General features: G+C 73.1%; 14 protein-coding genes. 4 read left to right on the top strand and 10 right to left on the bottom strand.

Annotated features, from left to right (window positions below; genetic code table 11):
* Window positions 1-6: 6 nt before the first annotated feature.
* From KBB57_RS11685 to KBB57_RS11655, 7 genes are all read right to left on the bottom strand, one after another.
* A complete protein-coding gene (locus KBB57_RS11685) occupies window positions 7-1317 on the bottom strand; it encodes a BatD family protein (protein WP_290750221.1) in 1311 nt (436 codons plus the stop codon).
* Window positions 1314-2819, bottom strand: a complete 1506-nt coding sequence (locus KBB57_RS11680; protein WP_290750218.1) for a VWA domain-containing protein — start codon at window positions 2817-2819, stop codon at window positions 1314-1316. The genes KBB57_RS11685 and KBB57_RS11680 overlap by 4 nt, the downstream gene beginning before the upstream one ends.
* Window positions 2816-3814, bottom strand: coding sequence for a VWA domain-containing protein (locus KBB57_RS11675; RefSeq protein WP_290750214.1), 999 nt, complete (start codon window positions 3812-3814; stop codon window positions 2816-2818). The genes KBB57_RS11680 and KBB57_RS11675 overlap by 4 nt, the downstream gene beginning before the upstream one ends.
* A complete protein-coding gene (locus KBB57_RS11670; RefSeq protein ID WP_290750212.1) occupies window positions 3807-4286 on the bottom strand; it encodes a DUF4381 domain-containing protein in 480 nt (159 codons plus the stop codon). Before KBB57_RS11670 ends, KBB57_RS11675 begins: the two co-directional genes overlap by 8 nt.
* Window positions 4286-5233, bottom strand: coding sequence for a DUF58 domain-containing protein (locus KBB57_RS11665; RefSeq protein ID WP_290750209.1), 948 nt, complete (start codon window positions 5231-5233; stop codon window positions 4286-4288). Before KBB57_RS11665 ends, KBB57_RS11670 begins: the two co-directional genes overlap by 1 nt.
* Window positions 5234-5244: 11 nt before the next feature.
* Window positions 5245-6228 carry an AAA family ATPase gene (locus KBB57_RS11660; RefSeq protein WP_290750207.1) on the bottom strand — a complete coding sequence of 328 codons (984 nt, stop codon included), beginning with the start codon at window positions 6226-6228 and terminating at the stop codon, window positions 5245-5247.
* A 172-nt stretch (window positions 6229-6400) separates the two neighbouring features.
* Window positions 6401-7642: a sulfatase-like hydrolase/transferase gene (locus KBB57_RS11655; RefSeq protein WP_290750204.1), complete on the bottom strand. Its 1242-nt coding sequence runs from the start codon at window positions 7640-7642 to the stop codon at window positions 6401-6403.
* Between the two features lie 48 nt (window positions 7643-7690).
* On the opposite strand from KBB57_RS11655, the gene KBB57_RS11650 reads away from it, so the two are divergent.
* From KBB57_RS11650 to KBB57_RS11640, 3 genes are read left to right on the top strand one after another with little or no spacing between them, the layout of a single operon-like run.
* Complete coding sequence (locus KBB57_RS11650; RefSeq protein ID WP_290750201.1) at window positions 7691-7981, top strand: response regulator; 291 nt, start codon at window positions 7691-7693, stop codon at window positions 7979-7981.
* A gap of 28 nt (window positions 7982-8009) precedes the next feature.
* Window positions 8010-8159 carry a LuxR C-terminal-related transcriptional regulator gene (locus KBB57_RS11645; protein WP_290750198.1) on the top strand — a complete coding sequence of 50 codons (150 nt, stop codon included), beginning with the start codon at window positions 8010-8012 and terminating at the stop codon, window positions 8157-8159.
* Between the two features lie 56 nt (window positions 8160-8215).
* Entirely contained in the window at window positions 8216-8611 is a 396-nt protein-coding gene (locus tag KBB57_RS11640) for a response regulator transcription factor (protein ID WP_290750195.1), read from the top strand.
* A 173-nt stretch (window positions 8612-8784) separates the two neighbouring features.
* Here the strand turns inward: KBB57_RS11640 and KBB57_RS11635 are convergent, their stop codons facing one another.
* Window positions 8785-9090, bottom strand: a complete 306-nt coding sequence (locus tag KBB57_RS11635) for a maleylpyruvate isomerase family mycothiol-dependent enzyme (protein WP_290750192.1) — start codon at window positions 9088-9090, stop codon at window positions 8785-8787.
* Between the two features lie 309 nt (window positions 9091-9399).
* Between KBB57_RS11635 and KBB57_RS11630 the strand changes: the two genes are divergently transcribed.
* Window positions 9400-10349 (top strand): IS630 family transposase gene (locus KBB57_RS11630; protein ID WP_290750190.1). Its coding sequence is split into 2 segments (ribosomal slippage): window positions 9400-9739 and window positions 9739-10349, totalling 951 coding nucleotides; the frame shifts between segments, so codons are not numbered across the junction.
* Here the strand turns inward: KBB57_RS11630 and KBB57_RS11625 are convergent.
* Window positions 10321-11247 carry a cupin domain-containing protein gene (locus KBB57_RS11625; protein WP_290750186.1) on the bottom strand — a complete coding sequence of 309 codons (927 nt, stop codon included), beginning with the start codon at window positions 11245-11247 and terminating at the stop codon, window positions 10321-10323. The genes KBB57_RS11630 and KBB57_RS11625 overlap by 29 nt on opposite strands.
* The gene (locus KBB57_RS11620) at window positions 11244-11783 is read right to left on the bottom strand and encodes a zinc-binding dehydrogenase (protein WP_290750257.1); all 540 of its coding nucleotides are present in this window, start codon (window positions 11781-11783) and stop codon (window positions 11244-11246) included. The genes KBB57_RS11625 and KBB57_RS11620 overlap by 4 nt, the downstream gene beginning before the upstream one ends.
* Between the last annotated feature and the right edge of the window lie 6 nt (window positions 11784-11789).

The raw sequence follows: 11789 nt of genomic DNA, 5'->3' as shown, positions 1-11789 counted from the left end.
GGCAACTCATGCCGGCAGCGACGCGCGAGGGCCGTTGCGCTCCGAGAGCGGCGGCGGGTTGAGCGGTGGCAGGTCGTCGTGGCGGCGTCCGGCGGGGCGGGCGTCGCGCCGCATCGCCGCGAGCGCCCGGAGCGCGGGGGCTGGGTCCGGTCGGCTCGATGGGGCCGGGCCGTAGCGGTGGCGCTCGATCCGCGTCAGGGCGGCTTCGAGGTCCGGCGGCAGGGGGCCGTGGCTTCCGGCCGCCGCGCGCCAGTCGGCGAGGGCGGGCCGGAGCGCGGCGGCGTCGCCGGCACGCAGGACGCGGGTCAGGCGGCGGTAGGCGACGGGCTCGGAGCGGGCGTGCTCGGCGAGGAGGCGCCGGGCGCGGCGCGCGAGGCCGGGCCCGATGGCTGCGAGGACGAGGACGAGCGCGACGGCGACGAGCGGCCAACGCGGGGGCGCGGCGACGGTGCCGGGCGGCTGCCAGCCGGGCGGGGCGGCGACGGTGATCTGCACCGGGTCGGTGGTGGCGGTCTCGACCTTGCCGGTAGTGGTGTTCCACCATGCGAGCGTGACGGCGGGGAGCGTGGCGGCGCCGGGGGCTTCGACGACGTAGGTGACGGTCTCGGTGCGGGTGGCGGTCGCCGGGCCGCCGCGCTGGCCGGGGGTATCGGCAAGGGCGGGCTCCCCGGGGTAGGCGCGCAGGATCGCGGGCGTCGGGATGCCGGCGGCGAGCGGGGGCAGGAGCATCGCCTCGGCGCCGGTGGCGGTGACGGTCAGCGTGAGGGTCAGCGCGTCGCCGGGATGCGGGGCCTCGGGGAGGCCCTCGGCGGTGGCGGTCAGGGTGAGGCTCGCCGCGGCGACGAAAGGGTCGAGCGCCTCTGCGCCGGCGGGGACGGTGGCGGAGAAGGCGATCTCGGGGACGGGGACCTGGACGGTCGTGGGCGCGTTCGTCTCGGGGTCGGCATAGGTTACGGTGATCTCGGCGGGCGGCAGGGCGAAGTCGGCGGCGCGCTGGGGGATGATCTCGTAGGCGCGGCGCACGCCGGCCCAGGTCTGGCCGTCGATGCGCTGGGAAAGAGAGCGGCTGGCGTCCGGCGGCAGGCGGGTAATCGCGTCGGCGATCTGGAAGTCGGGCCAGACCGGGGGATCGGGCATGAAGGTGGGGACGAGGACGGTCACCGCCAGGGTGAGCGGGGTGCCGACCGTCACCGGCGCCTCGGGGGTGAGCGCGATCTCGACGCGCGGGGTCGGGGCCTGAGCGGAGGCGGCGCCGGCCAGCACGAGGAGGGCGGCGACCGCCATCAGCCGGATGGAAGCCTTCGCAACCGGGATCATGGCGCGGCCCCCTGTGCCTCGACCGCGAAACGGGTCTTGAGGAAATCGGCGGGCTTGGTCTCCACCTGCCGCATCCACTGCTCGGCCGAGTCCTCGGAGAGGCCGGTGTCCCCGTCGATGCGCATCTGGCGGCCGCCCTCGCCGGTCAGGTCCTCGACCATGTCGTCGGGAGCGGATTCGGGGCTCTGGTCCTCGGTGTCCTCGGCCTCGCGGGCCTCATTGAGATAGGCGATGATGCGCTTGGCGATCTCAAGGTTGCGGCGGGCGGTCTCGTTGCCGGGCTCGAGCGCCAGCGCCGCCTCGAAGGCGGCGCGGCCGGGCTCGTATTGGTGCGCGTGGATCAGGGCGAGGCCGCGGTTGATCTGGGTCTCGGCGGTGGGGACGGGCTCCCAGAGTGCCGCGGCCTCCTCGTAGCGGCCGGTGCGGTAGAGGGCGGCGGCGCGCCAGAGCGGGTCGGCGAAGAGCCCGGCGGCCTCGGCGTAGCGGTGGTCGGCATAGGCGCGCGCCCCCTGCTGGTCGGGCGTCCAGAACCAGTCGGCGAGGCCCTCGGCGCGGGCGTCCTGGGGCGTGAGGGCGAGGCCGGCGACAACGGCCAGCCAGCGCAGGGTGGTGCCGCGGCGGAACCAGAGGAGCAGGATGAGGCCGGCGGGGATGGCGAGGAGCCAGCCGTCGTCGGCAAGCGCCCCCTCGGCTGCGCCGGCGCGGGCGAGGCTGCTGGCCAGCGCGCGCTGGACGGCGGCGATGTCGGATTGCTCGACGGTGGACGACACGGCGGCGACATTGGCGCGCGAGGACCAGTCGCGGACCTCGGCGCCGCCGCCGTCGGGGGCGACGATCAGCGCGGCGCGGGCGCTGCCCCCCGCCGGGAACGCGGCGATGTCGGCGGGGTCGATGCCGTCGGTGACGAAGAGGATCGAGCCGGGGGCAGGTTCCTGCGCGAGCAGGGTCTCGGCGAGGGTCAGGGCGGCGGAGGCCTTGCGGCCGGGGGTCGGCATCAGCCCGGGCTCAAGGCCATCGAGGAAGGGCTGAAGCACGGTGGGGTCGTCGGTCAGCGGCATGACGAGGTGCGCGCTGCCGGCATAGGCGACGAGGCCGACGCGGCCGCCGGCGCGGGCGGCGATCAGGTCGCGGATCTTCTGCTTGGCCCGTTCCAGCCGGGTGGGGGCGATGTCGGCCTGTTCCATAGTGGAGCTGAGGTCGAGGGCGATGACGAGCGGCGCGGTCTCGATGACGAAGGGCGAGGGCGCGGGGCGCCAGGCGGGGCCGGCGGCGGCGAGCGCCATCAGCATGGCGGCGGGGAGGATCAGGTCGGGCGCGGTCAGGCGGCTCTGGGCGTTGCGGCCGATGGTGAGCGCGGCGCGCAGGTGGGGGGCGATCTGCGGCAGGCCCTGCCCCCCGGCGCGGGCGCGGCGGCGGCGCAGCCCCCACCAGAGCAGCGCCAGCGCCGGCAGGGCGAGGAGCCAGCCGGGCCGCAGGAAGGTGAAGGCGGCGAGCGCGGTCATGCTGGGGCCTCCGCGCGGCGGCGACGGCGCCGGCGCGTGCCGGCGATGGCCGCGGCATAACCGAGGAAGGTGAGGGCGGTGAAGGCGCCGGCGGTCCAGACGGTCAGCGGGATGCGCGGGCGCCAGGAGATGGTGCGGCCCTCGCGGGCGCCGATGGCGTCGATCTCGGCGTAGATGGCGGAAAGGGTGGCGGCGTCCTCGGCGCGGTGGAAGGTGCCGCCGGCCGTCTCGGCAATGGCTTCGAGGGCGGCGATGTCGACGCGGTCCTGCTCGCTGCCGGACTCGGGGTCGCCGACGGCGATGGTGTGGACGGTGACGCCGTTCTGCGCGGCGATCTCGGCCGCCTTGGCGGGCGCCATGCGGCTGGCGGTATCGGCGCCGTCGGAGAGGAGGATCAGCACGCGCTCGTCCACCTCGCTGGCGGCGAAGGAGCGGATGGCGAGGCCCATGGCGTCGCCGAGCACGGTGTTCTGGCCGGCCATGCCCGGCGCGAGGGTGCCGAGCAGGTAGCGCGCTGCCTCGGTGTCCTGGGTGAAGGGGACGAGCACATAGGGCGCCGAGCCGAAGACGATGAGGCCGATGCGGTCGTCGGTGCGCGCGGCGATGAAGGCGTCGAGCACCGCGCGCACGCCGTCGAGGCGGGTGCCGGTCGCGCCGTCCGCGCCCGTGAAGTCGCGGGTGCCCATCGAGCCGGAGATGTCGACGGCGAGCATGACGTCGCGGGCGGGCTCGGTGCGCTCGATCGGCTCGCCCACCCATTCGGGGCGGGCGAGGGTGAGGACGACGAGCGCCCAGAGGGTCCAGGCGAAGGCCATCTGCGGGAGGCTGCGGGGCAGGACCACTGCGCCCTCGCCCTTGTCGAGGCCGGCGGTGGCGCCCTCGAAGAAGGGCAGGCGCAGGGCCTCGACGGTCTCGCGGCGCGGGGGCGCGAGCCACCAGACGAGGAGGGGGAGCGGCAGGAGCGCGAGGGCGAGGGGGGCGGCGAGGTCAAGCATGGTGGTGGCGGAGCCAGTGGCGGGCGGCTCCGAGGACGGCGGGGCCGTCGAAGGCCGGTGGCGTCCGGGCGTAGGGCGCGGCGGTGAGCGCCGGGCCGTGCGGGGCGAGGGCGCCGCCCGTCCGGTCGAGGAAGGCGATCCAGGCGGGGCCGGTGAGCGACGCGACCTCGGCGCGGGGGAAGGCGGCCAGCGCGGTGCGGCGCAGGAGGATGTCGAGGCTGGCGAGGGCCGTCGGATCCCCCTGCCCTATCGCCGGGGCCAAGGCGCGGAGCTCTTTGAGCGCCGCGCGGCGGTAGGCGGTGGCGCGGCGGTGGCGGATCCAGGCGAGGAGCCCGAGGGCGGCGGCGGCCACGAGGACGAGGGCGAGGACGGCCCAGGCGGGGGTGGCGGGAGCCATGGAGACCGGCGCGGGCTCGGCGATGGCGCCGAGCTGGTCGATGAGGCCAACGAGGGTCTCGGGCTGCGGCTCCATCAGCGCCTCCGGCGGGGGCGGGCGCCGAACAGGCGCAGGAGCTGGGGGGCGGTCTCCTCGCCGGCGCTGAGCGGCAGGACGGCGGCGTCGATGCGTTCCTGCCAGGCGAGCAGGCGGGCGATGCGCTCGCCGCCGACGGCGGCGAGGTTGCGGCGGACGCGGGTATCCGCGAGGTCGAGCTCGACCTGCATGCGGCCGTCGCCGACGACGATGCGGCCGGTTTCCGGCAACTCGTGGACGCTGGGGTCGTGGACGAGGGCGAGCACGATGTCGTTGCCGGGGGCGATGCGGGCGAGGGCGCGCAGCGTGGTGTCGTCGGCGCCGTCGAAATCGGAGACGACGACGAGCAGCCAGTCGTGGGTGAGGATGGCGGCGGCCTTCTCCAGCGCCTCGTTGAGGCGGGCGGGGGCGTCCGCGACCACCGGGGCGGCGGCGGAGAGGGCGGCGTTGCGGGCAGCTATGAGCGACAGCAGGCGCTGGACGGCGGCGCGGCTGCGGGCGGGGGGCACGGTCTCGATCGCTTCGTCGGAGAGGACGAGACCGCCGACGCGATCGCCGGCGGCGAGGATGCGCCAGGCGGCGAGGGCCGCCGTCTCGGCGGCGGTGACGGACTTCATGTTGTGCCGCGTGCCGTAGAACATCGACTGGCGCTGGTCGACGAGGATCAGCGCCGGGCGGTCGCGCTCCTCGCGGGTGACGCGAACATGCGGGCTGCCGGTGCGGGCGGTGACCTTCCAGTCCATCGCGCGCACGTCGTCGCCGGGCAGGTAGGCGCGGATCTCCTCGAACTCCAGGCCGCGGCCGCGCATGCGCGAGACGCGGCGGCCGGAGAGGACGCTGCCCGGCGGCTGGCGGGGCAGGAAGTCGAAGCCGCGCGCGCGGCCCTCGAGCCCGGTGAGCCGGGCGAGGCTGGCGTGAATGCGGGGATCGGGCGAAGGGTCGGCCACGGGTGCCTTCCTCAGGGGACGGCGACGAGCCGGACGAGCTCGGCGAGCACGTCGTCGGCGGTGCGACCGGCGCCGGCCGCCGCGTAGGAGAGCGCGATGCGGTGGCGCAGGACGTCCGGGGCGACGGCCTGGATGTCGCCGGGCGAGACGAAGTCCTGGCCCTTGAGCCAGGCATGCGCGCGGCCGCAGCGGTCGAGCGCGAGGCCAGCGCGCGGGCTGGCGCCGAGGTCGATGAGCCGCGCCAGATCCTCGGAGAGCGCGTCCGGCCGGCGGGTGGCGTTGACCAGATCGACGATGTAGCGGTCGATCGCCTCGGAGACGTGCAGCGCGGCGATCTCGCGGCGGGCGCCGAAGACGTCCTCCATGCCGATCCGGCTCGCCTCGGGCTTCTCGCCGTCCTGCTTCTCCGCCGCGGCCTGCTCCTCGCCGCGGATCAGGCGCAGGACGCCGAGCTCGTCCTCGGGGGCGGGGTATTCCACCAGCACCTTCATCAGGAACCGGTCGGTCTGGGCTTCGGGGAGCGGATAGGTGCCCTCCTGCTCGATCGGGTTCTGGGTGGCCATCACCATGAAGGGGGCGGGCAAGCGGTGGGTGGTCTCGCCCACGGTCACCTGGCGCTCCTCCATCGCCTCCAGCAGCGCCGCCTGCACCTTGGCCGGCGCGCGGTTGATCTCGTCGGCGAGCAGGATGTTGGCGAAGACCGGCCCCTGCTGGAAGCGGAACGCGCCGGTGCCGTCCTCGGAGAAGTAGACGTCCGAGCCGGTGACATCGGCGGGCAGCAGGTCCGGCGTGAACTGGATGCGGCTGAAGTCGGCGGCGAGGTGCTTCGCCATCGCCTTGACCGCGCGGGTCTTGGCGAGGCCGGGCAGGCCCTCGATCAGCAGGTGCCCGTCGGCGAGGAGGCCGATGACCATGCGCTCGATCACCCGCGGCTGGCCGATGACCTCGGCGTTCATCGCAGCCTGGAGGGCGAGGATCGCGTCATGGGTAGGCATTGAATCAAACCTCTGGGATCACTCGTTTTTCCGATATGGAGGATATGTGGAAAGCCTATGGAAAGTACATGGCCATTCACGAGCGCCGCGGCTTCGCATGGCCGCAGGCTTCGGCCGACCGGCGGGGGGGACCGCTCCAGGGACCGCTCCCCGCGCCGGTCTCAAACCCCGACTACTGGGCGGGCGCGGCCGGCGCGTCCGTGGGAGCGAGCAGTTGCTCGATATGGGCGTTGACCCTCTCGGCGACCTGGTCGACCGAGAAGCTCGCCGGCAGTTGGCTCGGCAGCCATTCGATGAAGGTCTCGAGAAAGACGGAGGCCGCATCGTCGCATCCGCGATCAGGTACATGTTCTTGAACAGCCAGTCGTTTCTGATCGGAGTAGAGGTTGGCCCGCTCGTATGGGTCCATGCGAAGGTTGAGGATGCTGGGCACGCGCAGGCAGGTGAAGGGATCCTGCCAGACCTGCAGGCCACCGCCGGTCCGCTGCTCGCAGAAGACCGCCTTCCAGTCGCCCCAGCGCATCGCCACCAGGTTGGCGTCGTCGTCGAAGTAGAAGAACTCCTCGCGCGCGCCCTCGTCGGTCTGGCCGGTGAGGTAGGAAAGCTGGTTGTAGCCGTCGAGATGGACCTTGAAGGTGGTGTCGCCGATCGCCCTGCCGGCAAGCAGCTCGTCCTTGATGGCGTCCTCGCCCGCGGCGGCGAGCAGCGTCGGGAACCAGTCGAGCCCCGAGAAGATTTCGTTCGAGACCTGTCCGGCCTCGATCCGGCCCGGCCAGCGGATCATCGCCGGCACGCGGAACGCGCCCTCCCAGTTCGTGTCCTTCTCCGACCGGTAGGGCGAGACCGCCGCATCGGGCCAGGAGAAGAAGTTCGGGCCGTTGTCGGTGGGGTAGATGACGATGGTGTCGTCGGCGATGCCCATGTCATCGAGGGCGTCAAGGATCTCGCCGACCTGGCTGTCGTGGATCACCATGGCGTCCGCGTAGATGTTGCCCGGCATGCCGCTGATGCCCTCCTTGTCGGGGGGGGCATACGTGAAGGCGTGCATGTGCGTGAAGTTCATCCAGGTGAAGAACGGCGTGCCGGCGTCCACCTGCCGCCTCATGAAGTCGATCGCGGCGGCGCTCGTCTCGTCGTCGATCGTCTCCATGCGCTTCGAGGTGAGCGGGCCGGTGTCCTCGACCTCGCCGTCGGCAGCGGACTTGATGACGCCGCGCGGGTTGTAGTTGTCCAGGAAGTTCTGGTTGTCGCCCGGCCAGTAGGGACGCTCCGGCTCCTCCTCGGCATTGAGGTGGTAGAGGTTGCCGAAGAACTCGTCGAAGCCGTGCGCGGTCGGCAGGTATTCGTCGCGGTCGCCGAGATGGTTCTTGCCGAACTGGCCGGTGGCGTAGCCGAGCGGCTTCAGTAGCATCATAGCACACTCATCGCGAATCTCGAGATCGCGACCGGCGTCGAGACGGTGATGTTCCGTGAGGCGCCGGGCTGGGACCTCGGCCTGCCGGGCATGGACGGCTTCGGCGTGCAGGAGAGCCTCGCCGCCGGCGGCGCCGACCGGCCGGTGATCTTCCTGACCGGCGCAGGCGACATCCCGGCGAGCGTGCGGGCGATGAAGGCGGGCGCGGTCGATTTCCTCACCAAGCCGGTCGACGCCGCGGCGCTCGTCGCCGCCGTCGGCCAGGCGCTCGCGCGCGACGCGCGAACCGCGCGGCCCGCGCCGAGCGGGTGGCGGTGCGGGAGCGTCTCGCGCGCCTGATGCCGCGCGAGCGGGAGGTGCTCGACGGGTGCTGGCGGGCCGGCTGAACAAGCAGATGGCGGGCGATCTCGGAACCGCCGAGAAGACCGTCAAGGTGCATCGCGGCCGGATGATGAGGAAGATGGAGGCCCGCACCGTCGCCGAGCTGATCCGGATCGTCGCCGCCCATCGTCCGTGAGGGATGGGACCTCGGGCCAACTGGCGCGGCGGGCGAGCGCGCCATAGCCTCGGGAGATGCGCTCCGCTGCTCCTCCTTCGCCCGCCCGCCCGCCCGCCCTCCCGATCGCGATCGTCGACGATGACGCGGGCGTGCGCCGCGCGCTGCGCCGCCTCGTGGGCGCGCTGCGCTTCGAGTCGGTCGTCTTCGCCTCGGACGAGGAGTTCCTCGAGAGCCTCGCCTTCCGCAGACCTGCCTGCGTGGTGATGAACCTGCATCTGCCCGGGCTGAACGGGATCGAGACCCTCGAGCGCCTGCGCGACCGCGACCGCAGCGTGCCGGTGATCATGATGACCGGGTTCGACCAGGCCGGCGTGCGCGAGCGATGCCTCGCCGCCGGCGCGGCGGCCTACATCGCCAAGCCCGTGGACGGCGCCGCCCTCACCGCCGCCCTCATCGGGACCCAGCCATGAAGACGCCCCTCGCCTGCAGCCTCGCGCTCGCCGCCGCCCCGGCCGCGGCCGGGAGCTTCGGCTTGGAGTTTCGCGCTCTCGCCCTACGCTTGGCTGCCCGGCGTGGCCACCACACGGACCCGTCGAGGTCGAGAGCACCGGCGGCAACGCGCTCGCCAATCTCGACTTCGCCTTCATGGGCGCCTTCGAGGCGCGCAGCGGTGGACGCTGATCGCGGACCTGATCTCCACCCGCTGGGCCAGCGCTCGGGCGTTGTAGCCGACGTGCGCGATGACGTGCGCCCGCGTCCAGCCGGGCAGCAGCGACGGCCCGGTCAACTCCGCCTCGGTGAGCTCGCGCAGCTTGCGCGCGAAGTAGGCCGTTCCCCGCCGCGCCCAGGCGAGCTCGCGGGCCGGGGCGGCGGCGGCGGCATAGCGCGCCCCCGCCCCCTGCCGCGCGCGGAGCGCCTCCCGCGCGGCCTCCTCGGTGGTGCTGCTCACCGGTCCCGGGCCTCGACCTGGGCGCGGGCGAAGTGCAGCCGCTCCATGATCGGCGCGTCGGAGAAGCGGAAGAGGTCGAACTGGCTGTCGGTTCAGAGCGACCACGGCACCCAGGACGGGACGACGAACATGTCGCCCTTGTCGAGCGGGTGCTCGACGCCGGCGATGGTCACGCCGCCCTTGCCCTCGAAGACCTGGAACACCGTCGGGCCGACCTAGAGCAGTTTCCGAGCTGCATGAATCGTTGGGGATTCCCAATCGCCGCCGGCTCTGATTCAAGATGTGTGCTGGGCGGGGAGGCCAGCACACATGGCGAGATACCTGTCCGAGGATCTGCGGGTTCGCGTGATTGAGGCGGTTCGGACCGGCGCGAGCCGGCGCGAGGCTGCGGCGCGGTTCGGGGTGAGCGTGTCGAGCGCGATCCGCTGGGTGGCCGATTGGCGCGCGAGCGGTCGCACGGCGCCGCGGGCCCAGGGCGGAGACCGCCGGTCGGATCGCATGGAGGCCGAAGCCGCCTTCCTGCTGGCGCGGGTCGCCGAGACCCCGGACATCACGCTGGCGGAACTGCGCGAGGCGCTCTGGCGCGAGCGGGGTCTCCGGGTCGCAGTCAGCACGCTCTGGCGCTTCTTCGACCGCCGCCGCATCACGCTGAAAAAAAGACGGCGCATGCCGCCGAGCAGGAGCGCCCGGACGTGAAGGCGCGCCGGCTGGCCTGGCTCAAAGCGCAGCCCGAGCTCGATCCGGCGCGGCTCGTCTTCATCGACGAGACCGGCGCCAGCGCCAGGATGGCGCGCCTGCGCGGGCGGGCGCCCCGCGGCGCGCGCTGCAAGGCGGCGATCCCGCACGGCCACTGGAAGACCACCACGCTCGTCGCCGCCCTGCGCCTCGAAGGCATGACCGCCCCCATGGTGATCGACGGCGCGATGAACGGCGAGGCCTTTCGCGCCTGGGTCCGCCACATGCTCGCCCCGAGCCTCGGCGCCGGGGACATCGTCGTCATGGACAACCTGCCGGCGCACAAGGTCGGCGGCGTCCGCGAGGCGATCGAGGCGAGGGGCGCACGGCTCCTCTACCTTCCGCCCTATTCTCCGGACTTCAATCCGATCGAGCAGGCATTCGCCAAGCTCAAGGCCTTGCTCCGCAAGGCTGCCGCCCGAACCCTCGAAGCTCTCGAAACCGCCATCGCCGCTGCCCTCGACGCCTTCGCCCCAGACGAATGCGCCAACTACTTCACCGCCTCGGGCTACGAACCGGAATGATCGGAATCTGCTCTAGCACCGCGTCGGGGTCGCCGCGCCGGCGCGCAGGCGGTGGAACTCGGCACGAATCGTCGGCATCACGTCGCCGCCGGTGGTCGGGTTGACGTAGCGCACCGCGGCGTGGCCCTGCTCGACGGTCGCGGGCTGGCCCTCGTCCTCGAGCAGCAGCTGCTCGGTCAGCGCGCGGTCCGTGTACTCCCAGCGGTAGGCGCCGATCGGGGACGACACCCGTGTCCTGGAGGCCGGAGAGCGGGCGCAGGCCGGGGTGGCACCAGAGCCGCTCGGACCGCGAGAAGTTCGGGGTGGCGTAGTCGGTGACGCGCTCGGCGCCGAACTCGAAGAAGCCGACGTCGTTCTGCCAGGAGAACGGGATGTCGAGCCCGTCGATCCAGGCCATCGGCTCGTCGGTGTCGTTGTGGTGGCCGTGGAAGTTCCAGCCGGGGGTCAGCAGGAAGTCGCCGCGGCTCATCCGCACCGGGTCGCCGTTCACGACCGTCCAGACGCCCTCGCCCTCGACGACGAAGCGGAAGGCGTTCTGGCTGTGGCGGTGCTCCGGCGCGGTCTCCCGCGGGCCGAGGTACTGGATCGCCGCCCAGAGCGTCGGCGTGATGTACGCCTTGCCGCCGAGGCCGGGATTGGCGAGGCCGATCGCCCGGCGCTCGCCGCCGCGCCCGACCGGAACGAGGCGGCCGGATTCCTCGGCGAGCGGCAGCAGCTTCGCCCACTTCCACACGTGCGGCACCGCCTGCGGCTTGGGATGCACCGGCATCAGGTCGCCGATCTGGGTCCAGAGCGGCATCAGGTGCTCGGCCTCGAAGCCCGCATAGAGCGCCCGCAAGGCGGGGCTGTCCTCGGGCTGCATGGCGTCGTGGCTGTCGGCCTGGTCGAGGGTGGTCATGCGTCTCTCTCCTGCATCACGATCACGGGCTTCACGACGCGCCCCGCCTCCATGTCCTCGATGGCGCGGTTGATCTCGGCGAGCGGGTAGGTGCGGACGAGCTTATCGATGGGGAAGCCGCCGCGACGGTGCAGCTCGATGAGCTTCGGCACGAAGTCCTTGGGGCGGCTGTCTCCCTGGAGGATGCCGCGGACGGTGCGTCCGAAGAGCAGGTGGGTCATGTCGAGGGGAACCTCGGTGCCGAGGGGCGAGCCGCCGATCAGCCCGGCGACGCCGCGGGGGGCGAGGATGTCGACGGCGGCGCGCAGCACCTGCGGGCGGTCGGTGGTGTCGAGGCAGATGTCGGCCCCGCCCCCGAGCTTGCCGCGCAGCGCCTCGGCGCTCGCCTCGGCCGGGGTCAGGGCCTCGTCGGCGCCGAAGTCGAGCGCGAGCGTATGGCGGCCCGCGTTGGGATCGACGGCGATGATGCGCCCGGCGCCGTCGGAGCGGGCGGCGGCGATGGCGGCGAGGCCGACGTTGCCGACGCCGAAGACCATGACACC

This window comes from Amaricoccus sp. (assembly GCF_017993425.1).
In the GTDB taxonomy this organism is placed as follows: Bacteria; Pseudomonadota; Alphaproteobacteria; order Rhodobacterales; family Rhodobacteraceae; genus Amaricoccus.
The sequence above is the reverse complement of the archived record's forward strand: the minus strand, read 5'-3'. Positions and strand labels throughout refer to the sequence as shown.

What these genes read in the sequence shown, in the direction of transcription:
- KBB57_RS11685 (WP_290750221.1), bottom strand. Translation starts at nt 1,317, where the DNA reads ATGATCCCGGTTGCGAAGGCTTCCATCCGGCTGATGGCGGTCGCCGCC.
- KBB57_RS11680 (WP_290750218.1), bottom strand. Translation starts at nt 2,819, where the DNA reads ATGACCGCGCTCGCCGCCTTCACCTTCCTGCGGCCCGGCTGGCTCCTC.
- KBB57_RS11675 (WP_290750214.1), bottom strand. Translation starts at nt 3,814, where the DNA reads ATGCTTGACCTCGCCGCCCCCCTCGCCCTCGCGCTCCTGCCGCTCCCC.
- KBB57_RS11670 (WP_290750212.1), bottom strand. Translation starts at nt 4,286, where the DNA reads ATGGAGCCGCAGCCCGAGACCCTCGTTGGCCTCATCGACCAGCTCGGC.
- KBB57_RS11660 (WP_290750207.1), bottom strand. Translation starts at nt 6,228, where the DNA reads ATGCCTACCCATGACGCGATCCTCGCCCTCCAGGCTGCGATGAACGCC.
- KBB57_RS11655 (WP_290750204.1), bottom strand. Translation starts at nt 7,642, where the DNA reads ATGATGCTACTGAAGCCGCTCGGCTACGCCACCGGCCAGTTCGGCAAG.
- KBB57_RS11650 (WP_290750201.1), top strand. Translation starts at nt 7,691, where the DNA reads ATGTTCCGTGAGGCGCCGGGCTGGGACCTCGGCCTGCCGGGCATGGAC.
- KBB57_RS11640 (WP_290750195.1), top strand. Translation starts at nt 8,216, where the DNA reads ATGCGCTCCGCTGCTCCTCCTTCGCCCGCCCGCCCGCCCGCCCTCCCG.
- KBB57_RS11625 (WP_290750186.1), bottom strand. Translation starts at nt 11,247, where the DNA reads ATGACCACCCTCGACCAGGCCGACAGCCACGACGCCATGCAGCCCGAG.
- KBB57_RS11620 (WP_290750257.1), bottom strand. Translation starts at nt 11,783, where the DNA reads ATGGTCTTCGGCGTCGGCAACGTCGGCCTCGCCGCCATCGCCGCCGCC.